Source organism: Streptomyces sp. NPDC045695, assembly GCF_056432025.1.
In genome coordinates this window covers 203675-228378 of the sequence record NZ_JBWKJU010000005.1, presented here as the reverse complement: position 1 = coordinate 228378, position 24704 = coordinate 203675, and the positions used below count along the sequence as shown (strand labels likewise).

Sequence of the window (24704 nt, the reverse complement as noted above, 5' to 3'; positions counted from 1 at the left end):
GGCGACCGACGCCAGCGCAATGTGATGCTCGCCCAACCACGTGGTCACCTGGCACGGTAGCTGGGCGTCGGAACTTTGTGGCCGTAGCCACATACGGGGGCAGTGAACCGTTCCGACTTCTCTGCCGCTCCGTTGTGAGCCATCAGAGAGGATGGGTCTCGTGCCCAAGAAGATTGACACAGCCCTTCGTAGCCAGGCCGTGAGACTGGTGACTGAGCATCGAGCGGAGTACTCCTCCGAGCGTGCACTGCACATCCAGGTCGCCGAATCCCTCGCCGTCTCCCGGGAGTCGGTGCGGCGCTGGGTGATGCAGTACGAGATCGACGCCGGCCAGGCGGCAGGCGTGAGCACGGACGAGCGGGAGGAACTGCGCAGGCTGCGGGCGGAGAACAAGCGCCTGCGCGAGGTCAACGAGGTGCTCAAGTCCGCGACGATTTTCTTCGCGGGGGAACTCGACCCCCGAAGCCGCTGATCGTGGCCTTCGCCGATCAGATGCGGGCCACCGGATATGCCGTCGAGTCGATCCTCACCGCCCTGCAACAGGCCGGGCTGAAGATCGCGGCACAAACCTTACGGGCCTGGTGCGCCCCAGCTGGTCCGTCCAATGTGGCCGCGGCCCGAACCGTGACCGACGCCCTGGTCGAGGACGCAGTCCGCCGCCTGGCCTTCACCACCAACGCGGCCGGTGAGCGTGTGCTGGCTCCCGAGGGGCTCTATGGCCGGCGTAAAATGTTGGCTCTCATCCGCCGCACCCTCATGCCCGAGGCCGGCTTCGGCGCCGTCGACCGCGCCATGCGCTCACTCGGACTCAACGGCGTGGTCCGCGGTCGAAGACCCAGAACCACGATCTCCAACCCGGGCGACGCACGAGCCCCGGACCTGCTGGACCGCGACTTCACAGCCCCGGCACCGAACCGGAAATGGATCACCGACTTCACCTACGTTCGCACGTATCAGTCGTTCACCTACGTCGCGTTCATCGTCGACTGCTTCTCCCAGAAGATCGTGAGCTGGCACGCCTCGGTCAAGCGAGACGTGGAGTTGGTCGACGTGCCACTGCGGATGGCTTTGTGGCGCCGAACCCACGAGGGCAAGCCCGTGAGACGCGACCAGCTCATTCACCACTCGGATGCCGGGTCGCCATATACGAGTGTGCGCTTCACCGAACACCTGAGCATCGAGGGCATCCGCCCCTCGATCGGCAGCGTCGGCGACGCGTATGACAACGCGCTGATGGAGACGATCAACGGTCTCTACAAGGCCGAGTGCATACGCACCAGGGTCTTCCATGATGGTCCTTGGAGAACGGTCTCGGACGTCGAGTACGCCACCGCCTCGTGGGTCGAGTGGTACAACAACCGCCGGTTGCACTCAAGCCTGGGCATGATCAGCCCCACTGAGTTCGAGGCGCCCACTACGCTGACACAGAATCAGGAGCCGACTGATCACCGGCCAGCAAACCACCGGCAGGAAAGTCGGAACGGTTCACGGTGCGCGGGCAGCGGACGGCTGCCCCCGTCCGAGCCGTGGCACTTCGAGACCACCACCGTGCACGCGGCCGCCAAGGAGATGCGAATCCTTACCGCCGAGCTCCACACGCTTCTCACAGGCACGGTCAAGTAGCTGAAGCGCGGGAGTGTCTTGTTTTTCGTCCTGGCGACTTTCTCCCTCGTGGCGCGTTGGATCGAGGCACGCGCCGCGGCGACCTGTCGGCCCGCCCCTCGCTTGTGTACCAACTCGCCGCCGCCACGGGCCATCGGTCAGAGGTCCTCTCCGTGCCAACCAAGATCCGGGCCATACGCGGACCAGCCGCCTGCAGCTTGGTCGAATCGTGGCCGTTTCAGCTGGTCAGCGGGCACGCGAGGCGTGTACCACCAGCACACGAAGAATCTGCGGATGCACAGACAAGGGAAATCGCTGGTCACGGCCTCTCTGAGGGGCGTGGTGGTCGCGTGTGGTCGCACGCTGAGGATGTCAGGCCCTTCTCCGCCTCCCGGAGGCGATCGCCATGCGTACCAGCGCCAGCCGAGGCCGCATCTACCGCCGCTGCGGCTGCAGAGACACCCACCGTCACCAGATAGGTGCCCGCTGTCCTCATCTGCCTGCCGACAGCGCCCACGGGACCTGGGGTTTCGCCGTTGACGTACCCGCCCCGGGCCACCGTCGGTCGACGGTGCGCCGGGGCGGCTTCGCCAGTCAGGATGCGGCCGAAGAGGCCTTGCGGCGGTTCCTTGAGGGTGAGGCGGGCGGGTTCGACGCGGACCCGAACCAGACCGTCGCCGCCTACCTGGACGCATGGCTGGCGGCGAAGGCGCTGGTGCTGAAGCCGACGACGATGGCCCGCTACCGGGCCTACGTCCGCAACGATCTGGTCCCCGCGTTCGGCACCCTCAAGCTCGACCAACTCGCCCACCGCCACATCGCGGCCTTCGCCACCAGCCAGCTCGCCGCCGGCCGCGGCCGCGGCCGCACCACCCTGTACAGGTGCCTGGCCACCCTCTCCAGCGCGCTCGGCGACGCCGTCCGACAGCACCGCCTGCCCCACAACCCCGCCTCTCCCCCGGTCCTGCACCGGCCACCGTCGCCGGAACGGCGGATCTGGACAGCGCAGGAGGCCGCCCGCTTCCTTGCCTGCTGCCACCAGGCCGACCCGGAGATGGCCGACCTGTTCGAGGTACTCATCGGCACCGGCATGCGCAAGGGCGAAGCCCTCGGTCTCCACTGGGACGATGTTCGCCTCGACCAGGGCGTGCTCTACGTGCGCTGCACCCTCTCCGCCCTCGACAACAACCGCCTCGTCATCACAACCCCGAAAACCCGGTCGAGCAGAGGCTGGGTCGCCATCTCATCCCGCGTCGCCACAGCACTCCGCCGCCGGGCGCGATCAGCATCCAGAACCCGCGGAGACCCCAACGACCCCTTTGCGGGGTTGGTCTTCTGCCGATCCGACGGCCGCCCGCTCGGGCCGCATCTGGTGCTCGACCGGCTCCTGCGACTGTCCGAGGAAGCCGGCGTCCCCCGGGTCACGGTCCATGACCTGCGGCACCTCGCCGCCACCATCACCATCGCCGCCGGCGTCCCACTGACCGTTGTCTCCAAGACGCTGCGGCATTCCACCCTGTCGACCACCGCGAACCTCTACAGCCACCTCACCCAACAGGCCGCGCACCAGGCCGTCGACACCATCGACCACGTCCTCCGCGGCGCCGAGCAGACGGCGGTCCGTACGGACCGGCCCGTGTGGCTGCGACCACCGCGCGACCACCTCCACCGCCTCCGCGAAGCCCTCCACAAGCTCCGCTCCCCGCGCCACCCGCCACCAGCACCACGGCGAACCAGCCCTGGCTCGGACCTGCGACCACACTGCGACCACCACGCCCCCGGACGCACGAAAGGCCGCCCTCTCGTGAGCGAGAGAACGGCCTCCGACCTGCGTTTCCGCATGGTCGGGACGACAGGATTTGAACCTGCGACCCCTTGACCCCCAGATGGGTCGGGGTCAAAATCCTGACATAAAGGGCGTTTTGAGGGCGAGTAATGTGCGTGAATGCGCGTGTCGTGCACCTGCGGGCAGTGGCACTGGTCCCCAACTGGTCCCCAAACACCCGTCGCACCGAGGCGTCTCCCGGGCGGCCACTGGGGGTCGCCGCCCCGAATTTGGGGTGCATCGCACACGCCTGACCGAACCTCTGGGCCTGCCCCTCAAAGCGGGCTGGCCGCACCTCACATGTGACGCTCCTCACTCTCACTGCCGACCTGAGATCGTGACGGCGACGTAGGCAAGCCGGTCATGGGTGAGCAGCGCTCCCGTCACTCGATCGGCGAAAGCCACGCCGTATCCGTCGGGCATACGCCAGGCTGGTGTGGCACACCTTCGGCATCCCAGGGGCAGGAGCTCACGAGCGTGTCCGCGAGCGTTGCAGTACATGACGAGGTACCCCTTCCAACAGCATGCGACATTCCACTGGGCCCACTGGCAAGGATGAACGTACCGCTGTGGCAGGGAGCGGCCGGCTCGTTGCTCCACCTGTCGGCGGCCTGCGGGGCATTCCGGGTGCCTCCGCAGCGGGCTGGCGTCAGCCTGCGCGTACCGGATCGGGGCAGCATGGCCGACGTTCCGGCGCCTGGGGGCTGTCGCCGTTGCCCTAACCCGTTTCCCGACTGCTACACGCAGGCCCGTCGTCTGATCTCACGCATGGAAGAGCTGGGCAAGCTGGCCGACCGGCTCGACTCCGGGCATGACCTGGAGGCGTACTGCGACGTGCTCGCCTTTGGCTTACCGCCGTCGACGCCACGGCTGTCCGACTCCACGACGGCAGCCGCCTTGACGGACTGCGAGTCGATCACACTGGCCGTCGGCTCCGTGTCCCGCCCCTCCCCTCACGGGTCCTCGATCGCAGCTGGTCGTGGAACTCCTGCACCGGGACGTGGTCTCTCCAGCGGCGGAAGAACGCGCATACCCGGTCCCACGGCGGGAAGTCGGCAGGCATGGCCCGCCACTTGATGCCTCTGTCGACAAGGTAGCGGACCCCGTCCAATATCCCCCGGTGGTAGTACGCCTCCGGCTGCCCGCCCGGCTGCGCAGCCAGCCGGCAGCGGCAGCAACGGTCGGACCGCGGCGGCAGCCGAGTTGCACTCCACCGGCGCCATGCCTTCATGCCCGCAGCTGGCGGCAACCACACTTAGGAAAGGAATTGGGCGAGCACGCTACTGAAAGCGGCCGCGATGGTGAGGGCAGCAGCGAAGGTAGCGCCAGCGCGCATGAGCGCGGCCGGGTAGGTGGCACCGTCAAGACGGGCCAACCCGCCTGCGCCAACGGCCGCCAGGAACGCGACGACGATAACCAGAGCAGCGGTGAGCAGAGCGATGGCGATGTGGTTCACGGCGATCTCCCCTGACGTGGCAGGAACGGTGACGTGACCAATTTCGCCGAAATGGTGGTGCCCAAGGTCCAGCTGGATAAAGCTGGACACTATCGGACATGCAAGGGCAGGGGGGCGTGTGGGCGGAGCCTATGAATCCTGATGAAGCACTCATCGAGCTGCGCAAGCGGCTGGAGGACGGGCTCGACCATGCACGGCTGACGAAACTCCAGCTCGTCGCTCGGACGGACCTGAGCCGCAGCACCGTCCAAGCGGCCTTCCAGAATGGCGGGACCGTACCGAGCGCTGCAACGCTTCGCGCGCTGGCAGACGCGCTGCACCTGCCGGAGAGTGAACTGCTGGCACTGAGGCGCATCGCAGTTGGTGCGCCCGGCCCGGCATCCTTGCCAGGGGCGGGCCAGGGCAGGCCCATCGCCGAGTGGGATCCGCACGATTTGGAGGTCCATCCCGCAGGGATCGCCGCCAGTCCCAGCTCTGGCTCTCCTGGATCGGGACGGGTGTTACCCGGGTACGTGCAGCGCGGCCACGACTTGCTCCTGGCTGATGCCGTAAAGGAGGCCAAGGAGGGCCGAAGCCGGATGTTGGTCTTGGTCGGCTCGTCCTCGACCGGCAAGACCCGGGCGTGCTGGGAAGCCGTGCAGCCGCTCGCCGCCGACGGATGGCGGCTGTGGCACCCCTACGACCCGACCCGGGCCGAAGCGGCTCTCGCCGACCTCGAACGCGTCGCACCACTCACGGTGGTATGGCTCAACGAGGCCCAGCACTACCTCGGCGACCCGCAGATCGGCGAGCGCATCGCTGCCGCCCTGCACACCCTCCTCACCGAACCCGGCCGCGGACCGATCCTCGTCCTGGGCACGTTGTGGCCTGAGTATGCCAACCAGTACTTGTACGTCCCCCGCCCTCGCGAACTCGACCCTCACAGCCGAACCCGCGAAATTCTCGCTGGGCGCACCCTCACCGTCCCCGACGCATTCGATGCGCACGCACTCCACACCGCCGAAAGCATCGCCGAAGACGGTGATCGGTTGCTCGCCGATGTCCTTGTCCGCACCCACTCCAACGGACGGGTCACTCAGGACCTGGCTGGCGCCCCCGAGCTCCTACGTGGCTACGAACACGGCAGCCCGCCCGTAAGGGCCTTGCTGGAGGCCGCAATGGACGCCCGCCGCCTCGGCGTCGGACCCCACCTCCCCCAGGCGTTCCTCACCCACGCAGCCGCGGACTACCTCACCGATCACGACTGGGACCAGCTCACCGACGACTGGGCAGAGGCCGCCTACGCCGACCTCGCCCGCTCAGTCCACGGCAAACAGGCTCTTCTGCGCCGCGTCAACCCCCGTCCGGCACGCCGCCCATCAGCTGACCGATCGGGGCCAGATTCTGCATTTGTAGCGTCGGCTGGGCCCGTATTCCGCCTTGCGGATTACCTCGAACAGCACGGCCGCATTACCCGTAAGTGGGCGTGCCCGCCCGACTCGTTCTGGGCTGCCGCTGACGCTCACCTTGCTGATGCGAACAATCTCAACAACCTCGCCCAAGCCGCAGAGGCCCGGCACCGCCTGCAATGGGCTCACCGTCTTAGGTGCCGTGCTGCCGATGCCGGGGACGCCAGCGCCATGAACTTCCTGGCACAGATGCGGGAACAAGCGGGGGACCACGACGGTGCCGCCGTCCTCTACCAAAGGGCCGTCGAAGTCGGCGACACGATCGCCCTGGTCGGCTTGGCGCGGGTGCGGGAGCACGTGGGGGACCACGACGGAGCTGCCGTCCTCTACGAAAGGGCTGTCGAATCCGGCGACAGCGGCGTCCTGGACTTCCTGGCACAGATGCGAGAGCAAGCGGGGGACTACGACGGTGCCGCCGTTCTCTACCAAAGGGCTGTCGAAGCCGGCAGCACCTTCGCCATGCACAAACTGGCGTGCATGCAGGAGGAGGCAGGGAACCGAGAAGGCGCTGAAGCCCTCTATCTCCAGGCTGCCGATGCCGGCCACAAGCGCAGCCTGGAGTCTGCGGCGTTGATGCGGGAACAAGCGGGCGATCGAGAGGGCGCCGAAGCCCTCCTGCAGCGGGCCGCTGACGCTGGCGACACCGGGGCATTGGACAACATCGCGCAGGGGCGGTGGCACGCTGGCGATCGGGAGGGCGCCGAAGCCCTCTACCTCCAGGCTACCGATGCTGGCGATACCAACGCCCTTTGCAGCTTGGCGTTGATGCGAGAGATGGCGGGGGACCAGGAAGGCGCCGAAGCCTTCCTCCGGCGGGCCGCCGACGCCAGCGACACCAGGGCCATCGTCCGCCTGGCACGGATGCGGGATGAAGCAGGAGACTGGGATGACGCCTCAGCGCTCTACACGCAGGCTGCCTATGCTGGCGAGGTCGTTTCCCTGAACCGCATGGTGCAAGTGCTATGTCAGAACGGGGATTGGGACGGCGCGCAGGCCCTCGCCCGCGGAGTTGCCGACATTGGCCATATCCACGCGCTGTGCACCCTGGCCCAGCTACGGTGGCACTTGGGTGATCGCGAGGGCGCCGAAGCCCTCCTCCGGCCGGTTGCCGACACCGCCTCTACCAGTACTTTGCAGGACGACGGCATCTCTGCGTGGATCACCGCCATCTTCGACCCGGGAGCGCAGGCACTCAGAGAGCTTGCACGGATGAGCGAGGAGGCTGGGGACAGGAAGGGCGCCGAAATCTTCGCCCACCGAGCAGCCGATGCGGGAGACACCCACTGTCTCGCAGACCTGGCGCAAAAGCGTCTGGAGGCCGGAGATCGAAACGGCGCCGAAACCATTTACCGTCAGGCGGCTGACGCCGGTCAACCTCTTCGTGCAACCGACAGTCGAGTCCTTTCCATATTCGACGAGCAGTGGCCCTACGGGCTGGACCCGGACGGCTCACCAACGCCCCCAGAAGCATGAGCTGAGTGCGGCGGTGCAGCATCAACCCACGTCTGCTCTCGTCTTCAGGTACCAAGAACCGTTACCTCGACGTTCTTTGCCACCGGCATCCCTGCGCCGGCACATCACGGGCCTCCCACCCTTGCGGTGCCGGAGCACATTGCTGGCCGCTCAGAACCCGTTGTCCTTCCGAGAGTGACGGGTGCGTTTCCGCTGGGCAGGTGTTGGATCGGTGCTTCGGAGGAGGGGACGCGGGGGTGTCCGAGCTGGCCGAGCTGCGTGCGGAGGTCGACGATGTACTGCGCGTGACCACCATCGATCCCGAAGCACCGCCGGTCGCGGCCAGGTCCGGGACGCGGTAGGCGATCCGGTCGACGGCTGTCTTCTCGCCGAGCGCGGCGAGGCCACTGCCGCCGACGGGGCTCGGGGTGGACCAGGTACCGGAGGCTCGATGACGGCGCGGGCCAGGACCCGCCGCTCGCGACCGTCAGCACTCCTGAAATGGACGACGAAGGGCTGTGCCTCGCGGTCGGCTTCGACGATGCGGTCGCGGCTGGCGCGTGAGACGCCGGTGACGGTCGCGTCGTAGCGGACGTGCTTGCCGAGGGCGTCGGCGAGGGGCTGGAGGTAGAGGTCGGCCCAGTCGCCGCCGGAGGGGTAGGTGTCCGCGACGGGCTGTCCTGGGCGGTCACTCCGCTGGCAGCGAGGTGGCCTGGTCGAGGAAGACACGGGGCTGGAAGACCAGACGCCACTGCCCCGGCATGGGTTCGGGACATGGACGGGCCTGGGTGTTCTCCCTGACCCATCGCAGCTCGGCGCTGACGCGCTTTCCACCCGAGTGGGCCAAGACCACCAGCACTGTGCCCGCGGCTGCCATGTCATGACGCACCGCGCAGATCTCGAAGTCGTCAAGCGGAAACGACTCGAAGGCCCGGCGGATCTCGCTGCGCACGGACTTCCCGTACTTGTGGTGCAGGTCGTGGGTCATCAGGCCGCTGAGGGATCCGTAGTTGCGGCGACTCCAGCAGGTCAGCAGCTCATGGGTCTGCTGGTAGAGAGGATGGCCGGTGAAGTCCTCACTGCCGGGCCGGTATTCGGCCGGCTCCCACTGCTGGTTGGCTCGGTCCGCTTCGGCCTGTTCTCTGATAGCGCCGAGCGTCTCTTTGAGCTGCCGGCCCACGCTGGACCATGTGACAGGCTCCTCGGCCTGGTGCCGCTGCTCCTTCTCGCGTGCGACGGCCCAGTCGGCGACGGCGAGGAGCCGGTTGAAGGCCTTGGTCGCCACAGTGATGTTGTCGTAGTTGAGGATGCTGCCGTGCACGATGCCGTTGCGGTACAGCTCAAAAACGGGTTCCTCCTGGGTAGCGCCGCGGCCCTTGGTGAACGTCTTGTGGGCGTGGGCAAGACCGAGGTGGTGGCCGACAACGCTGTCCCAGGCGTGAAGCTCTTCAGGCTTGCGGGCGTGGAGGCCTCGCCGGACAGTTTCGAACTCGTTGACGAAGCCGTCCATGACACTGAGCAGGACATGGACGGTGGAGTAGAAGCGGCCGTCGAAGTAGTCCTGGCGGGCCTTGTCGACGAGATCCAGTCGGCGGCGCATGGCGGGCAGTTTCCGCAGGGGAAGAAGCATGAGCGCCAGGTGTTCGGGGTCGTGGTAGTGCTCGATCAGCAGTTGCTCGGCCCGGTCTGCGTCACCACCTGCGGAAGCGTGGATAGTACGAACCGCCGTGAGGGAGAGCCGGTCGTGGAAGATCCAGTGCTTGTCGCCGAGCAGCTGGTAGAAGGCGTCGACAGTGTCCGCCAGCTCACGCATCTTCGTCTTGATCGACGCTGCTTGTTGCCGGCCGGTCTTGCCGAGCAGACGCAGCAGCTTAAGTTGCCGGTCCAGTTCGAGGAATGAGGGGAGATCACGAGCCGATGCGTAGGACATGCGGCCCATCGTAAGAACGGGTACTGACATCGGCCGGGGGAGCGGGTTCGCCACGCTCCCTGAGAAGGGCCTGCAGGGAACGCAGCAGGTCCGCCCCTCCCCCAGCGCGAACAGGGGATCCACTGCTTGGGAAAACGGCCATGCCGCGCACGAGTCAGGCCATGGATCCGGTATTGGGATTGCCGGGCTTCACGTGGGGGCAGTTCTTGTGCTTTGACATGGAGTGGGGGCCGGTGAATGGCGCGCAGGAAGTCGTTGGCGGCGCAGTTGTTGCAGGTGTACCAGGAGCGCCAGAAGGCGAAGGCTGCTGCGGCCAAGCGGGCGGAGGCGGACCTGGCGCGTCAGGCCCGGGAGGCGGAGCGTGTCGCGGCCGCGCGGGCCAGGGAGGAGGCTCGCACGGAGCGTGAGGTTGCGCAGGCGTGGTCGCGTACCCAGAAGGAGAAACAGGCGCGGCAGAGTGCCGACGCGCGCAGGGCTGAGCAGATCGTGCGGGATCTTGAGAAACGGGATGCGGCGCGGGCAAAGGAGCTGGAGCAGAGGCGACGTGCCGAGGCCCGCGAGAAGGCTGCGGCCGAGCGGCTCGCGAAGAAGGAGGCCGTCGAGGGCATGCGGCGAGAGGCCTCCGAGCGTACGGCCGAGGTGGAGGAGCGGCTGAGAGTTCTTTCCTCGGTTCTGCATTCACGTCCTGGAGGGCTGCACCAGCTGCGGCTGAAGGCGGAGCAGGCTTTCGGCGAGGGAGATCTCGAGGGATTCGCGGTCGGTGTGGAGGAGGCGCTCGGCTCCGTCGGTTATCCGCAGGGGCTCGGCGGGGCGCGGCAGGTGGCGTTCGCTCCGGAGTCGAGGGAGCTGGTGGTGGAGATAGAGCTGCCGGGTCAGGCGGTGGTGCCTTCAGTTGCGCAGTACCGGTTCAAGGCTTCTATTCCCCCGGCGGTGGTTCCGCAGCCGCGGAAGGAGGCGGAGACGAAGGCTCTGTACCGGGATCTGGTGGCGCGGCTCGCGTTGCGGGCCATCGATGAGGCTTTCGCTGTGACTCCGCCGGCGCTCGTGGACCAGATCGCGTTCAACGGCAAGGTGCGTGCCAAGGACCGGGCCACGGGGAAGGCGATCGAACCGTGCCTGGTCAGTGTGCGCGTCAGCCGGGAAGGGTTCGCGGACTTGGTCCTGGATGAGCCCGAGCTCGATCCGGTCGCCAGTCTGCATCATCTCAACGCGATCGTCTCCCAGCACCCCTACGACCTGGAGCCGGTGCGGCCTGTTGTCTCATTCGACCTGTCCCGATACAAGATCGCCCCGGAGCGGGATGTCGTCGCCGGCCTGGACAGCAGGCCTGACCTGGTCGCGATGGACCCGACCGACTTCGAGCACCTGATCCGGCGCCTGTTCGAGAAAATCGGGCTGAAGTCATGGGTGACCCAGGCATCGCGGGACGACGGCATCGACGCCGTCGCGGTCAACGAGGAACCGCTAATCGGCGGTCTGTGCATCATCCAAGCCAAGCGCACCAAGAACGTCGTGTCCGCCGAGACAGTACGGGCAGTCGCGGGACTCGTCGTCGACAAGAGCGCATCGAAGGGCATCGTGGTCACCACCGCATGGTTCGGCAAGGCCAGCTGGGACTTCGCCCCACGCAACCGGGTCGAGCTCATCGACGGCCGTCACCTCAAGGCACTGCTCCTGGAACACCTCGGCATCGACGCCCTCATCGGCCTGCCCAAGCTGCCGCCCAACTGGCAGGCTCGAGACCTGAGCTGACGTCCTCAAGGACAGCTGAGGGGCAGCGGCAGCTCGCTCATTTCACTGGGCCTGATACGGCCCTTCAAGGGCTGTTCCGAGGATGACTACACCGCGGGAATCGTCCCTGCGGGCGCAGGAAACATCAGCGAGGACGACATCCGGTATGAGCATCCCGTCCAGCGTGACCAACCCAACGGCGTCCATGCTCTCCATCGGGCGGCGCGCCGGTCTGGTCCACCTCGCCTCCAGGAGGCCGAGGGCACGGAAGCCGCTGGTGCGGGGGGTGCCGGGGCGTCACTCCATGAGCCCGATGCCTCCCGCCAACGACGGCTGCAGGGTTCCGCCCTTGGCGCCCTGTTGCCCCTCACGGCTGCAACGTTGGGCTCTCCCCCGCTCCCGCGTCGCAGTGGGCGCTAGAGTTTTCCCACACGTCGAAGCGGGTGGGTCTCACGGGGCCGGCTCTGGCTGTCCCCCGCGGACGTTTGGCCGTACTGCAAGGGAGCACCGTGCGTCTCGTCGAACTCAGCGTCACCAATTTCCGCTCGCTGGGCGACGTCCGGGGCATCCCGATTCACAAGCAGACGATCTTGACAGGGCACAACGACTGCGGGAAGACGGCGACCCTCGACGCGATCGCGTTCCTCCTCGGTGAGCGGGACATGGACGACAGCGACATCTCGGATTTCGCCGTCGGAGAGCCGGCCCGTGCGGCGCTGCCGCTCGAGGAGGGAGGAGAGCATCGTACGGTCACGGTGGAGGGCCGGTTCGTTCCGTCCTCGGCAGAGCAGAAGTCGCTGGGTATCCGGGAATCGCTGCGGGTGCGTCGTCGTCATGTGGAAGGCGAGGGCAGCCGTCTGGAGTGGCTGACGGACGCGCCCCGCAATGCGCAGCTGCGTGACATCCCCGGGCGGAAGGTTACCGAGCTGCGCGAGCTGGCTGCCGAGCTGGGTGTCCGGTTGGGCACGGACCAGCCGAACGTCAAGGCCAGTTGGGTGGAGGCGCTCGAGGCGCACGCCGCCGGAACGGAGATGGTACCCGACTGGGTGGGGGCACCCGACTCTGTGGCCGCGGCACTGCCGCAGTTGCTGTACTTCAAGGGCGACGCCGCCGAGTCTCCGGAAGCGGTGGTGCGCAGCATCCTGACGGCGAAGCTGCGTGAGTACACGCAGCGTGAGGAGACCCGGCAGAAGATCAGCGACCTGGAGGAGGAGTTCTCCGCGCTCCTCAAGGGCGATGTCGCGCGGCTGCAGAAGCTCGTGGAGGAGCGGTGCGCCCTCGATGCGTTCACCGTGGATCCGGGTGTGCAGTTCCGGCCAGCCGTGCATGGGCTGTCGTTGACCGCAACGGCTCCGGGGCAGAGTGCCGTTTCGCTGACGGCAGCGGGATCCGGCCGGTCCCGGCGTGTGTCCCTGGCGCTGTGGGAGGCCAGTCAGAAGCTGCTGTCGGAGCACCCTGGGGACGGCGTCGGTGGGGTGATCATCGCCTACGACGAGCCCGACACTCACCTGGACTACGATCACCAGCGCCGCATCATGGAAATGATCAAGGTGTCGGCGTCTGCCGAACAGTCCACCGTGATCGTGGCGACCCACTCGCTGAATCTGATCGACGGCGTCGACATCCAGGACATCGTGCACCTCCGCAGCCGGAACGGGCGCGCCTACGTGCAGTCGCTGGGCGCGGAGGACACCGACGACGAGACCCGTCGGTTCATGTCGAACATGGCCCTCTCCCTGGGCTTCCGCAACAGCGTCCTGCTGCACGAGCGGTGTTTCGTCGGAGTGGAGGGCCCCACGGAGTACGCGGCGCTGCCCATCCTGTTCAAGCGTGCCTTCGGGTATCCCATGCAGTCTGCGGGTATCGCGCTGTGGAATTGCCAGGGCAACGACGGTGCTCTGAGCTTCGCCAAGTTCCTGAAGGAGCACCGGCGCACCGTCCTGTTCCTCGTCGACGCCGACACCATGCGCGACAAGCAGAAGCAGTTCAACATCAGCCACCTGAACAAGCAGGGCTTCACCGAAGCAGACTGCCTGTTCCTGGGTGACCCGAACGAGTTGGAGGACGTCTTCGGCGACGATCAGTGGGCGGACACCATGAACGCCCTCTGGCCCCGCAAGGACGCACTGCAGTGGACCGTCCAGGATGTCACGGCCCTCAGGTCGGGCGGTAAGTTCAGCAAGGCACTGCACAGCATGCTGCGCGAGCACTCCGAAGACGCACCGAACAGGAAGGAGTACATGGTCATCGAGCTGGCGCGCCGACTGCGCGAGCCTGCCGATGTGCCGGCCGCATTGGTGCAGGTCTTCCGGGACGTGATCAAGGTGGCCCACGAGGCAGGGCTGGCCTACTGGCCGGAGGGTGGCTGAGCCGGGCTGCGTAGTGCACGGCGAGCCTTCATTCGGCTCAGTCGTTGCTCACGGGTCGGCTCTTCCCACGAGTGCACGCCGACGGACGAGACCCAGCGCCGGCCATGGAGGCTTTTCTCCTCACCGCACCATCGGCAACCGGACGGCGCAGGGGGACCGGAATGGCGAACACGCACAGCCATGGCATTGCACCTCAGCATTCTGCTCGTCGCCCTGTCGTGTACCCAAAGAGTCCCACGCAGCACTGACAATCGGCAGGCCCAGGCTCACCGGGAACAGTCCTGCAATCGTGCGAGGGCGGTCAGCCCTTCTCGGCCCCGTGCGGCCGCTCCGCTGGACATCCGCGGCGAGCGGTCGTTCGCCGGGAGCTGCCAGCACGGTACGGAGGCGGGCGGCGACACCCCGCAGCGCTCGTAAGGTTTCGAGTGGGGCTGGTCGCTGCGCTGACCGCCGCTCGACGGAGGGCGCCACGGTCGACGGGAACGGCCGTTCGGGTCTTTCCCGCGCGGTCCATCGGTACGGCGATCGTTATTCGACGAGCGCCCCTGCGACATCCATCAGGTCGGCCGACGCGATCTTCGATCGCCTTCAGGTCAGAGAGCCACGAGCGAGCACTCCCAAACAGGGCGGAGGGCGAGGCGCGGCCAGGGAAATGCGGAGGCTGGCATCCGATCATGCGACCTGCGGAACGCCCCTTCGACGAATTCATCCGAGATGCCGCCACCGGGCTTTACGCAGAGCGATCGTCAAGGTGAAGCAGACGACGTTCGAGCCCTGGACCCCCACTGCCGATCACACTGCGTACCTTGACGCGACATCGGGCGAACCGCCTGCCGTAATGCCGAGGCAACGTCAGGTGCGGCGTCCTATGGCGGACGACGACCCGACGTGCCGCGTCCGGACGCCGGCCGCGCCGGACCACGAGACCGCGCCGCTCCCCCCATCCCGGCACCCCGCGCGCCGGAGTCCGTCCCGAGCACAAGGCCTGCGCTGACGAGGGCACCGCCGATCGCCTACCGGGGCGAGTGCGCGGCTGGGGCACAGCCATGCGGGGCGCCCTCGCGGTTCTATCCCGCCGGATGGCTCTACGACGACCACCGGCCGTAGCCGACAGGACAGGCCACCCGCGGGAGGGCCCTGCCTGCTGCCGATCGCTCCCACGGCTTCCCGCTCCTGACCGACGCCTACCGCCCGGGCCAGCGGGTACCAAGATCCGGACCATTTCCGGACCAACCCCCGTCCGAGAGCCTTACGAAGCGCCGTTTCCCAGGTCAATGGGTGCAGCTGCTGTACCACCAGGAGACGAAGAGTCTGCTGGGTGCCATCGGATCGTTTGGCCTTGGCGCGGTAACAAGGGAAACCCGCTGGTCACGGGCTCGTGAGCGGCGCGGTGGTCGCCTGTGGTCGCAGGCTGGAGATACCCACTCCCCCTCCGCCTCCCGGAGGCGATCCCCATGCGTACCAGCGTCGGCCGCGGCCGTATCTACCGCCGCTGTGGCTGCAGGGACACCCAGCAGCACCAGCTCGGCGCCCACTGGCCTCACCTGGTCACCGACAGCGAGCACGGCACCTGGAGCTTCGCCGTCGATGTCCCCACCCCGAACCATCGCCGCACCACGGTGCGGCGGGGCGGATTCCCCAGCCAGGACGCCGCCGAGCAGGCCCTGCGCCGCTACCTCGAGGGCGAGGCCGGCGGATACAACGCGGACCCGAACCAGACCGTCACCGCCTACCTGGGGGCCTGGCTGGAAGCGAAGGCCCTCGTACTGAAGCCGACCACCATGGCCCGATACCGCGACTACGTCCGCAACGACCTCATCCCGGCCTTCGGCACCCTCAAGCTCGACCAGCTCGCCCACCGCCACATCACCGGCTTCACCACCGGCCAGCTCGCCGCCGGCCGCGGCGAGACCACCCTCTACCGGTGCCTGGCCACCCTCTCCAGCGCCCTCGGCGACGCCGTGCGCCAACACCGCCTCCCACACAACCCGGCCCGTCCCCCGGTCCTGCACCGACCCCCATCGCCGGAACGACGCATCTGGACAGCGAACGAGGCCGCCCGCTTCCTCGCCCACTGCCACCACGCCGACCCCGAGATGGCCGACCTGTTCGAGTTCCTCATCGGCACCGGCCTGCGCAAGGGCGAAGCCCTCGGCCTCCACTGGAACGACGTCCACCTCGACCAGGGCGTCTTCTACGTGCGCTGCACCCTCTCCGCCATCGACAACAACCACCTCGTCATCACCACACCGAAGACCCGCTCGAGCCGCGGCTGGGTCGCCATCTCACCCAGAGTCGCCACAGCCCTCCGACACCGAGCACAAACAATGCCTCGAACACGCGGCGATCCTGACGATCCGTTCGCCGGACTCGTGTTCTGCCGACCCGACGGCCGACCGCTCGGCCCCCACCAAGTCCTCGACCGACTTCGCCGCCTCTCCGCCGAAGCCGGTGTCCCCAGGATCACGGTGCACGACCTGCGTCACCTGGCCGCCACCATCACCATCACCGCCGGCGTGCCGCTCACCGTGGTCTCCAAGGCACTGCGGCACTCCACCCTGTCGACGACCGCCAACCTCTACAGCCACCTCACCCAGCAGGCAGCCCGAGAAGCCGTCAACACCATCGACCGCACCCTCACCGGAGCCGAGAGGGCCGGCCACGAGACAAGCCGCCCGGCGTGGCTGCGACCACCACGCGACCACATCCACCGGCTCGGCGAAGTTGTCCGCCGACTCCGCTCCCCCATGAAGCCCGCCTTCAGCGCTACGGCCTCCCAGCCCGCAGGCTGAACGTGCGACCACATGGCGACCACCATGGCCCCGGACGCACGAAAGGCCGTCCTCCCATGGATGAGAGAACGGCCTCCGACCTGCATAAAGCATGGTCGGGACGACAGGATTTGAACCTGCGACCCCTTGACCCCCAGTCAAGTGCGCTACCAAGCTGCGCCACGTCCCGATGCCCGCTGACCTGGGGTTTCCCCTGGCCGAACGCGCATGAGAACGATACCGCATTTCACGGGGTGGTCGCGCGCACCTTTTCCGGTACGGGCCCGCCGTGGGCCCCGACGGCCGCATCCCGCACGTCTACCGGATGCACCGGCTCCCGCCGTCGGGGGCGTGTCGCGGCCTTCAGTACGCGGCGGCCCAGGTTCTGGAAGGGCAGCTCCACCAGCCGGTAGCTGAGGTAGCTGAGCACCAGCAGGACGGCCATGAAGGCGCTGAACTGCACCGCTCGGCCCGTCCAGCTCTCGATCGGAGCGCGCCCCTCCAGCAGCCAGTTCATCGCGTGGATCACCGGGTTGTGCAGGAGGTACAGCGAGTAGCTGATGGCCCCGAGCCAGCTCAGCCAGCGGGGGAAGCGGCGCTTGCGCAGCAGCATGCCGGCGACGAAGACCGCCCACGCGGCCACGTACGCGAAGGACCACGCCATCCACGACCCGCTCCAGGTCCGCCAGAGGGCCGGACCGTGGTTGTACATGTAGCCGACGAGGAAGCCGCAGGCGACGACGAAGGCGCAGGACAGGAAGGCCTGGGCGCGGTCGACCTGGCCGTGTTCCAGGCGGTAGAGCACGGTGCCCGAGAACATCGTCGCGAAGATCATCATGGTCTCGAAGAACGCGGCCCGGCCGTTCATGGTGATCAGGAGCAGCCCGAGGCCGCCGAGGAGCAGCGCCCCGGTCCTGGTCAGGGCCGGCTTGCCGGTCATGATGCACGCCAGCGCCATCAGCACGACGGTGGCGCAGGCCACCACCAGGTGCCGGGTCGACGCCAGGTTCACCGACAGCGTTCCGACGGAGGCCCAGCCGCCGAGCATCAGGGCCACGGCGGCGAAGCCGACGGCGATGGGCGCGCTCTTGCGGTGCCAGCCGAGCGCGAAGAGGGCCGTGACGAAGTAGTAGAAGACCATCTCGTACGTGAGGGTCCACATCACCCCGAGCACGTTCGTGACGCCCATCACGTCCTGGATCATGAGCCCGTTGCCCACCAGCGAGAGCAGGGCGTGCTCGAAGCCCCAGCCCGCGATCACCGTGTGCGCGCGGGGCAGGAGCAGCAGCGAGGCGACCACGGTCAGGACGACCACCGGATAGATCCGGAAGGCCCGGCCCACCCAGAACGCGCGGATGTCCCCGCGCCGCTCCAGCGAGGCGGGGATGATGTACCCGCTCACCAGGAAGAACAGCAGGACGCCGAAGATGCCCGGGTCCAGGTAGTACGGCACCCGGGTGCCGTGGGGCACCCAGTAGAACGGCAGTGCCAGGTGGTACACGGCGACGGAGAGCGCCGCGACGCCGCGGAGGCCGTCCAGCCAGCCGAGCCGCGACGCGGCGGGAGGGGTGTCACCCTCGGCCGCGCCTCGCGCGACACGCCGGGCGGACAAGCGATGGTTCAGTTTCACTTCGGGAGGCTAGCCGACCCGCCCCGGCGCCGCGGATCGGGAAATACAACAAAGAGGACACCCTCGAAGCCCTTCCCCAAACCGTGACCTTCTCGGTTCCGGAACGCTCCGTGCGGGCGCCGACGCCGGTGCCCCGCGGCTCAGGACCCGTCGCCGGTCAGTTCCGGATGGGCCGCGGCCGTGACCCGCGGCACCGCCTCAGTCCTCCTGCCGGTCCTCCCGCTCGTGCACGAGCGCCCCCAGCTCGGCCGCCAGCCCCTTCACCGTGGCGAGCCCCTCCGTCCCCCAGCGCCGCGGCACCACGTCCACCGCGCACACCGTGCCCAGGACGAACCCGCGCCGGTCCGTCACCGGCGCGCCCAGGTACGAGCGCACCCCGCTCCCGTCCACCACCGCGTTGCCCGCGAAGCGCGCGAAGTCCCGTACGTCCTGGAGGACCAGCGCCCGCTTGCGCACCACCACGTGCGGGCAGTAGCCGTGGTCGCGGGCCAGGACCCGGGCCGGGTACCCGCTGGCCGGGGCTCCGGCCGCGTGGTGCAGCCCGGCGAAGAACTGGCGTTCCTCGCCGACGAAGTTGACCCCCGCGTACGGCGCGGCGAAGGTGTCCGCGACCCGCCGTGCGAAGGCGTCCAGGGCGGCGTCCGTACGCTCCCCCAGGCCCAGCTCGCGCAACCGGACGGCGCGCGCCGGCGCCTCCCGGTCCACCGGCGTGAGCAGCAGGTGTCCGGTCGATTCGTAATGCGTCATTGCGGTTCCCCCGACTCCGAAGACTAAGAACTGGACGAAGAACTGGACGAGGAAGCAAAGGTGCAGAGCAGATGGCGGACCAGGGCGGCGAGCGCCCCGGTCCCGGAGCTGGTCAGGCGCGCGTCGCACCGTACGACCGGCACCTGCGGCCCGAGCCCCACCGCCTCGCGGACCTCCGCGGGCTCGTAACGGTGACCGTCCTCGAACTCGTTGACGGCGACGATGAACCCGATCCCCCGCCGCTCGAAGAAGTCCACGGCGGGGAAGCAGTCGGCGAGCCGGCGGGTGTCGGCGATCACCACCGCCCCGAGCGCCCCCGCGCACAGTTCCTCCCACAGGAACCAGAAGCGGTGCTGGCCCGGCGTACCGAAGAGGTAGAGCACGTGCCTCTCGTCCAGGGTCAGCCGGCCGAAGTCCAGCGCGACGGTCGTCGTGGACTTCGCCTCGACGCCGTGCAGCGGGTCGTCGGTCGCACCGAGATCGCTGAGCAGCTCCTCCGTGCTCAGCGGCTCGATCTCGCTCACCGCCCCCACGAAGGTGGTCTTGCCGGCCCCGAAACCGCCCGCGACCAGGATCTTCAGGGTCGCGGGAACGGAGACGGGGGCGGGGGCTTCACAGTCGTTTGTGCAGGCCATCGAGCACCGCCCGGAGCAGGTCGTGGTCGGCGGCGGCATACGCGTCACCACCGACGGCGGGGAACCGGGGCGCCTGAGCCATGACGGCCCCGTGTTCCATCAGATCGGCCAGCAGCACCTTCACCACGACCGCCGGCAGCCGCAACTGCCCGGCCACCTCGGCGACGGTGACCGCCGCGGCGCCCGCGCACAGCCGCAGGGCGAGGGTGTGCTCGGCCCCCAGCGGGGTGCGCGGCCGCACCCCGGTGGCGGTCACCAGCGAGAGCAGGTCGAGCGCGACGCCCGGCCTGGTCCGGCCGCCGCTGGCGGTGTACGGGCGCATCACCCGCCCCGCCGAGGCGTCGAGCCACGGCGTGTCCCGCCCCTTCGCGTACGCCCCCGTCGCGCGGGCCCTCATTGCTCCCCGTCGGCGACGGGCCGCCGCGGCGGGGCCGCCAGGTACGGACGCACGCTCTTGACCAGCATCGCCATCTCGTAGCCGAGCACCCCGGCGTCGGCCTCGCGGTCGGCGAGAACGGCCAGGCAGGTCCCGACGCCGGCCGCGGAGACGAAGACGAGGGCGGTGTCGAGCTCGACCACGACCTGCCTCACCCCCGCGCCCTGCCCGAAGCGGGAGCCCGCGCTGCGGCCCAGCGAATACAGCCCGGACGCGAGGGCCGCCAGGTGATCGGCGCTGTCGGGGTCAAGGCCGTGTACGCAGGTCACGAGCCCGTCGGCGGTGAGCAGTACGGCGCTGCGCGTGTACGGCACGCGCTGCACCAGGCCGCTGAGCAGCCAGTCGAGGTCCGATAGCCGGCCGCCGGTCTTCGTCGCCACTTCGCCGCCCATGGGGGTGTGCTCCTTGCTGGGGTGAGGGGTCGGGGTCATGCCTGGTCCTCCGACTGGGCGAGGCCGAAGCCGCGCTGGAAGGCGGCCATGAGGCCGGGGTCGTGTACGGGCTGCTCGGCACCGCCGGCCGCCCGCGGCGGGGCGGGTGCCTCGCGCAGTTGGGGCGCCAGGTGCTGCTGGGCCCGTCGCCGCGGCAAAATCGGCCGGTCGCCCGCGGTGCGAGCGGCGGGCACGTGCGGTTCCTGCGCCGCGGGCCCGGCGGCGGCCCGAGCCGGCTCCCCGGCCCGGGGCGCGGGCACCGCCCAGGCCGCCCCGCCGGGCACTCGTTCGGCCCCGGGCGCGGCCCCGAGCCCCGTCGGCACCACGGCCCCCGGCCCGGGCTTGGGCTTGGGCTGCACGGGCTCGCGTTCGGGCTGCGGCTGCGCCCGCTGCTCCCGCTCCGGCCAGGACGTGGCGGCCGGAGCCCAGCCCTCGGCCCGAGAGGTCTCCCCGGCCCGTGGCGGGACCCCCGCAGGACGGCCCGGCTCCGGTACGGGCGCGGGCGCGGGTACCCGTACGGGCTCCAGCGGCGGCGCCGCGCCCTGCCCCGTCCCCCACGACGTGGCCCGTGAGCCTCCCGCCGCGTCGGCCGCGCTCGGCGCCTGCGCGCCCAGCAGCTCCTGCGGCAGCACCAGCACCGCGAGCACGCCGCCGTAGATGTTGGACTTCAGCTCGACGGCGATCCCGTGCCGACGGGCCAGCGCCGACACCACGTACAGGCCGATCCGCCCGTCCGCGAGCAGTTGCCGGACGCTGACCTGGTCGGGGTCGCGGAGCAGGGCGTTCATCCGGTGCTGCTCCTCGGCCGGCATGCCCAGCCCCCGGTCCTCCACCTCGACCGCGATGCCCGCGGTGACCCGCTCGGCGCGCAGCACCACATCGGTGTCGGGAGCGGAGAACACCGTGGCGTTCTCGACCAGTTCGGCGAGGAGGTGCACCACGTCGGCGACCGCGTGCCCGCGCACGCTGCCCCCGGCCGGCGGGACGACCTTGACCCGGGTGTACTGCTCGATCTCGGCCACCGAGGAGCGGAGCACCTCGCTCAGGTCGATGGGCCGGGTCCACTGGCGGCGTGAGGCGGCGCCGCCCAGCACGGCCAGGTTCTCGGCGTGGCGGCGGATACGGGTGGCGAGGTGGTCGACGTGGAAGAGCTCCTTGAGCAGGTCCGGGTCCTCGACCGTGTCCTCCAGCTCGTCCAGCAGCGAGATCTCGCGGTGCACGAGGGACTGCAACCGCCGCGCGAGGTTGACGAAGACCTCGACCTTGCGCTCGCTGTCGGACGGCTCGGGCGGTCCGGCCAGCCGCACGAGGGTCTCGTGGGCCTGCTCCCGGGCTCCGCGCAACTCCTGGGAGAGCAGCCAGAACTCGTCCACCCCGGCCGGATCGCCGCCCACCGCGGGCCCGGTTGGCCCGCCCCGCACCGGACGCGGCGGGGTCTCGCCGCGTTCCAGCCGGTCGGCGGCGGTGCGCAACTCCTGACGGCCGCGCACGCTGGAGCGGCGCAGCGCCTCGCACCGGTCCCGGACGGCCTTGGCGGAGCGCTGGGCTCCGAACAGGGCGGCCGCGAGCGCGCCGGCCACGAGCAGGGCGCAGCCGGTCAGCACCGGCCACAGCCGGGCGTCGCGGTCACCGGCTCCCCCGCCGAGCTGGAGCGTGAAGATCACCGCGGCCGCGCCGCTGAGCGCGGCGGCGAGCGTGGGCAGTACGGCCGCGTGCACCAGCTGGGGCCGTATCTGCCGCCCCGGACCGGTGACTGCGTGTCTCGACGGGGCGTGGCGGGCGGCGCGGAGTCCGGACATCGGCGTCCTCGGTACGTGGGGCCCGGCCCCCAGCGTTCCCGGGGCCCGGTGTTGATCACCGGATACCCACGCTAGACCCCGATCTCCCGCCCGATGCCGCCAGTTGGGGAACTTCGCGGGGGTGCTTCCCGCTCCCGGTGGAGCGCTCGTACAGCAGCCCGAAATGCGCCGGTCCGCCCCCCGCGCGAGCCGGGACCGCCCCCGAGCGGGCTACGGGACCGCACCCGGTCAGGCGCCGGGACTGCTCTAGGAGCCCACCGCCTCCGGCTCCTCGCGGACCACCGGATCCGCAGCGTCCGCCACGACCGCGCGGGCGGCCGGCTCGGCGGGCAGCGGCAGGCCCGCCCCCGCGAAGGGGCGCCACCAGGGGCTCGCCGGGGCGTCGGCCGCGCCCGGCTCGAACGGCTGCCCCGGGATCGGCAGTGCGACGGCCGCGCCCGCGCCCTGCGCCGCGGCCAGCGTGCCCTCGCCCGGTTCCTCCCACGGGTGCAGGGCCAGGTTGAAGGTGCCCCAGTGGATCGGCAGCATCGTGCCGTGCGGGGCGCCACCTTGGAGGTCGAGGTGGGCGCGCATGCCCTCCTCGGGGGTCATGTGGATGTCGGGCCAGTACTCCGAATAGGCGCCGATCTGGATCATCGTGGCGTCGAAGGGCCCGTGCTCGGCGCCGATCTCCTTGAAGCCGGGGAAGTAGCCGGTGTCACCGCTGTGGTAGATCCGGTGCTCGTCGCCCGCGACGACCCAGGAGGCCCACAGGGTGTGCTGCTGGTTGCGCAGGCCGCGTCCGCAGAAGTGCCGGGCGGGGGTCGCCGTCAGCGTGAGCCCGGCGACCTCGGTGCTCTCGTTCCAGTCCAGTTCGCGCAGCCGGTCGGCCGGTACGCCCCAGCGCTCCAGGTGCGCGCCGACTCCCAGCGGAACGGCGAAGACCGTGTCCGTACCGGCCAGGTCCTTGATCGTGGGCAGGTCGAGGTGGTCGTAGTGGTCGTGCGAGATGACGACGACGTCGACCTCGCCCAGCGAGGCCAGCGGGACCGGCACCGGGTGCAGTCGCTTGGGGCCGGCGAAGGGGAAGGGGGAGCAGCGCTCTCCCCACACCGGGTCGAACAGCACCCGGCGCCCGTCGATCTCGGCGAGCACGCTGGAGTGCCCCATCCAGGTCAGCCGCAGACCGCCGACGGGCGGCTTGGCCAGCTCCGCGAGGGTCGTCGGGTACACGGGGATCGGCGCGGCGGGACCGCGCAGCGCCCGCTGCTCCCGGTGGAAGTAGTTCTTGGCGAACTCCGTCATCGATCCCGAGGGTCTGTTGCGGGCTCCCAGCGGGTTCTGGAAGACACCGTCGGCGAAGTTCGGCGAACGACGGATCCGCTCGAGCCGGGCGCCGGACGGGTCCGCGCCGAAGGCTTCGGGCCGCAGGGCGCGCAGCCGCGGACGCAGGGGACGGGAGCCGGTCAAAGCGCCTCCTGGGAGGGGTGGGGTCAAGGTGGTCGTCGCTCTACGACCATCCCAACGCACACCGGCCCCGAAGGATTCCGCTTGTGGCCGGCGACCCCGCGCCCCCGCGGCCCGTCCCCCAACCGCCCCTCGCCGCCTCCCGCCTCCCGCCTCCCGCCTCTTACAGCGGCAGCAGGTCCGGCCGCTTCGCCTCCACGTGGTCCCCGGAGGACTCCCCGCGCAGCCGTCGCCCGATCCACGGCACGAGGTGGTCCCGCGCCCACTGGATGTTGTCCCGGGTCACGTCCACCGAGCCGCGCGGCCGCTGCGGCGGCCACGGCTGGTCCGGGTCGGTCGGCACGTCCAGCCCGAGCACCTGCCCGGCCCGCAGCGCGACCCGCGTGTGTCCCTCGGGCGACAGGTGCAGCCGGTCGGCGTCCCAGGCCCGCCGGTCCTGTACGGACCTCAGGGACCACAGGTCCAGGACCGGGCAGTCGTAGCGGTCGGCGATGGCCCGCACGTGGGCGCTGTACGTCGCCACCTTGCCGCGGAGGTGCTTGAGCACCGGCACCCCGCGGGTGTCGAAACCAGTGGTGATCATGACCTGGCCGACGGCCCCCGCGAGGTCGGCCACGGCCGCCTCGAACCGCTCCGCCACGTCGTCCGGGTCGCTGCCGGGCCGGATGATGTCATTGCCGCCCGCGCAGAAGGTGACCAGGTCGGGCGCCAGGGCCTTGGCCCTCGGGACCTGGTCGGCCACGATCTGGTCGAGGAGCTTTCCGCGCACCGCGAGATTCGCATACCGGAAGTCGTGCTCTTCGCGCTGATCGGCCAGGAGCACGGCGAGCCGGTCCGCCCAGCCGAGAAATGAATCCCCGGGTCCCGGGTCCCCCACGCCCTCGGTGAAGCTGTCCCCGATCGCCGCGTACGAGCCGATGGTCTTGAGTTTCGTCGTCGTCGCTGCCACGGGTCCATCCTTCACTCCCGCTACCAACCTACGCCAACGTAATGAGG

16 protein-coding genes, 1 tRNA gene and 2 pseudogenes are annotated in these 24704 nt (G+C 69.4%); 6 read left to right on the top strand and 13 right to left on the bottom strand.

The genetic code is table 11. From position 1 onward, the window contains the following. Positions 1-160: 160 nt before the first annotated feature. Together AC07DU_RS12045 and AC07DU_RS12040 are read left to right on the top strand one after the other, a co-directional pair. Positions 161-1440, top strand: a pseudogene (locus AC07DU_RS12045) (IS3 family transposase); the annotation flags it as partial. A gap of 778 nt (positions 1441-2218) precedes the next feature. Next, a complete protein-coding gene (locus AC07DU_RS12040) occupies positions 2219-3481 on the top strand; it encodes a tyrosine-type recombinase/integrase (RefSeq protein ID WP_479110961.1) in 1263 nt (420 codons plus the stop codon). Positions 3482-4343: 862 nt separating this feature from the next. Here the strand turns inward: AC07DU_RS12040 and AC07DU_RS12035 are convergent. Together AC07DU_RS12035 and AC07DU_RS12030 are read right to left on the bottom strand one after the other, a co-directional pair. Beyond that, a complete protein-coding gene (locus AC07DU_RS12035) occupies positions 4344-4658 on the bottom strand; it encodes a transposase (RefSeq protein WP_479110959.1) in 315 nt (104 codons plus the stop codon). Between the two features lie 24 nt (positions 4659-4682). Next, entirely contained in the window at positions 4683-4973 is a 291-nt protein-coding gene (locus tag AC07DU_RS12030) for a hypothetical protein (RefSeq protein WP_479110957.1), read from the bottom strand. A 41-nt stretch (positions 4974-5014) separates the two neighbouring features. On the opposite strand from AC07DU_RS12030, the gene AC07DU_RS12025 reads away from it, so the two are divergent. Continuing rightward, positions 5015-7804, top strand: a complete 2790-nt coding sequence (locus tag AC07DU_RS12025) for a hypothetical protein (protein WP_479110955.1) — start codon at positions 5015-5017, stop codon at positions 7802-7804. 322 nt (positions 7805-8126) lie between these two features. Here AC07DU_RS12025 and AC07DU_RS12020 read toward each other — a convergent pair. Further along, a pseudogene (locus AC07DU_RS12020) lies at positions 8127-8461 on the bottom strand (flavoprotein); the annotation flags it as partial. A gap of 10 nt (positions 8462-8471) precedes the next feature. Then, positions 8472-9713, bottom strand: coding sequence for a hypothetical protein (locus AC07DU_RS12015; RefSeq protein ID WP_479110953.1), 1242 nt, complete (start codon positions 9711-9713; stop codon positions 8472-8474). A gap of 237 nt (positions 9714-9950) precedes the next feature. On the opposite strand from AC07DU_RS12015, the gene AC07DU_RS12010 reads away from it, so the two are divergent. From AC07DU_RS12010 to AC07DU_RS12000, 3 genes are all read left to right on the top strand, one after another. Continuing rightward, positions 9951-11465, top strand: coding sequence for a restriction endonuclease (locus AC07DU_RS12010; protein WP_479110951.1), 1515 nt, complete (start codon positions 9951-9953; stop codon positions 11463-11465). A gap of 488 nt (positions 11466-11953) precedes the next feature. Further along, a complete protein-coding gene (locus tag AC07DU_RS12005; protein ID WP_479110949.1) occupies positions 11954-13813 on the top strand; it encodes an ATP-dependent nuclease in 1860 nt (619 codons plus the stop codon). A gap of 1454 nt (positions 13814-15267) precedes the next feature. Further along, the gene (locus AC07DU_RS12000; RefSeq protein ID WP_479110947.1) at positions 15268-16605 is read left to right on the top strand and encodes a site-specific integrase; all 1338 of its coding nucleotides are present in this window, start codon (positions 15268-15270) and stop codon (positions 16603-16605) included. Positions 16606-16697: 92 nt separating this feature from the next. On the opposite strand, the gene AC07DU_RS11995 is transcribed toward AC07DU_RS12000, so the two are convergent. From AC07DU_RS11995 to AC07DU_RS11955, 9 genes are all read right to left on the bottom strand, one after another. Continuing rightward, positions 16698-16774: transfer RNA gene (locus tag AC07DU_RS11995), tRNA-Pro, on the bottom strand. 57 nt (positions 16775-16831) lie between these two features. Then, positions 16832-18214 (bottom strand): acyltransferase family protein, encoded by a 1383-nt coding sequence (locus AC07DU_RS11990; RefSeq protein WP_479110945.1) that lies wholly within the window; start codon positions 18212-18214, stop codon positions 16832-16834. Between the two features lie 198 nt (positions 18215-18412). Then, positions 18413-18961 carry a GAF domain-containing protein gene (locus tag AC07DU_RS11985; RefSeq protein WP_360888897.1) on the bottom strand — a complete coding sequence of 183 codons (549 nt, stop codon included), beginning with the start codon at positions 18959-18961 and terminating at the stop codon, positions 18413-18415. 23 nt (positions 18962-18984) lie between these two features. Continuing rightward, positions 18985-19596, bottom strand: a complete 612-nt coding sequence (locus tag AC07DU_RS11980) for a GTP-binding protein (protein ID WP_360888900.1) — start codon at positions 19594-19596, stop codon at positions 18985-18987. Continuing rightward, positions 19574-19993: a DUF742 domain-containing protein gene (locus tag AC07DU_RS11975; protein ID WP_453372604.1), complete on the bottom strand. Its 420-nt coding sequence runs from the start codon at positions 19991-19993 to the stop codon at positions 19574-19576. The genes AC07DU_RS11980 and AC07DU_RS11975 overlap by 23 nt, the downstream gene beginning before the upstream one ends. Then, positions 19990-20424 carry a roadblock/LC7 domain-containing protein gene (locus AC07DU_RS11970; RefSeq protein ID WP_360889528.1) on the bottom strand — a complete coding sequence of 145 codons (435 nt, stop codon included), beginning with the start codon at positions 20422-20424 and terminating at the stop codon, positions 19990-19992. The genes AC07DU_RS11975 and AC07DU_RS11970 overlap by 4 nt, the downstream gene beginning before the upstream one ends. Before the next feature lie 35 nt (positions 20425-20459). Then, positions 20460-22262 carry a sensor histidine kinase gene (locus tag AC07DU_RS11965; RefSeq protein ID WP_479110943.1) on the bottom strand — a complete coding sequence of 601 codons (1803 nt, stop codon included), beginning with the start codon at positions 22260-22262 and terminating at the stop codon, positions 20460-20462. A gap of 246 nt (positions 22263-22508) precedes the next feature. Next, complete coding sequence (locus AC07DU_RS11960) at positions 22509-23711, bottom strand: MBL fold metallo-hydrolase (RefSeq protein ID WP_479027578.1); 1203 nt, start codon at positions 23709-23711, stop codon at positions 22509-22511. A gap of 160 nt (positions 23712-23871) precedes the next feature. Then, on the bottom strand, positions 23872-24657 hold the full coding sequence (locus tag AC07DU_RS11955; RefSeq protein ID WP_360888913.1) for an SGNH/GDSL hydrolase family protein: 786 nt from the start codon (positions 24655-24657) through the stop codon (positions 23872-23874). Positions 24658-24704: the final 47 nt, after the last annotated feature.

Coding starts and splice junctions, on each gene's coding strand:
- AC07DU_RS11980 (WP_360888900.1), bottom strand. CDS start 19,596: ATGGCCTGCACAAACGACTGTGAAGCCCCCGCCCCCGTCTCCGTTCCC.
- AC07DU_RS11975 (WP_453372604.1), bottom strand. CDS start 19,993: ATGAGGGCCCGCGCGACGGGGGCGTACGCGAAGGGGCGGGACACGCCG.
- AC07DU_RS12035 (WP_479110959.1), bottom strand. CDS start 4,658: ATGAAGGCATGGCGCCGGTGGAGTGCAACTCGGCTGCCGCCGCGGTCC.
- AC07DU_RS12025 (WP_479110955.1), top strand. CDS start 5,015: ATGAATCCTGATGAAGCACTCATCGAGCTGCGCAAGCGGCTGGAGGAC.
- AC07DU_RS12010 (WP_479110951.1), top strand. CDS start 9,951: ATGGCGCGCAGGAAGTCGTTGGCGGCGCAGTTGTTGCAGGTGTACCAG.
- AC07DU_RS11965 (WP_479110943.1), bottom strand. CDS start 22,262: ATGTCCGGACTCCGCGCCGCCCGCCACGCCCCGTCGAGACACGCAGTC.
- AC07DU_RS11970 (WP_360889528.1), bottom strand. CDS start 20,424: ATGGGCGGCGAAGTGGCGACGAAGACCGGCGGCCGGCTATCGGACCTC.
- AC07DU_RS11985 (WP_360888897.1), bottom strand. CDS start 18,961: ATGACGCATTACGAATCGACCGGACACCTGCTGCTCACGCCGGTGGAC.
- AC07DU_RS12000 (WP_479110947.1), top strand. CDS start 15,268: ATGCGTACCAGCGTCGGCCGCGGCCGTATCTACCGCCGCTGTGGCTGC.
- AC07DU_RS12015 (WP_479110953.1), bottom strand. CDS start 9,713: ATGTCCTACGCATCGGCTCGTGATCTCCCCTCATTCCTCGAACTGGAC.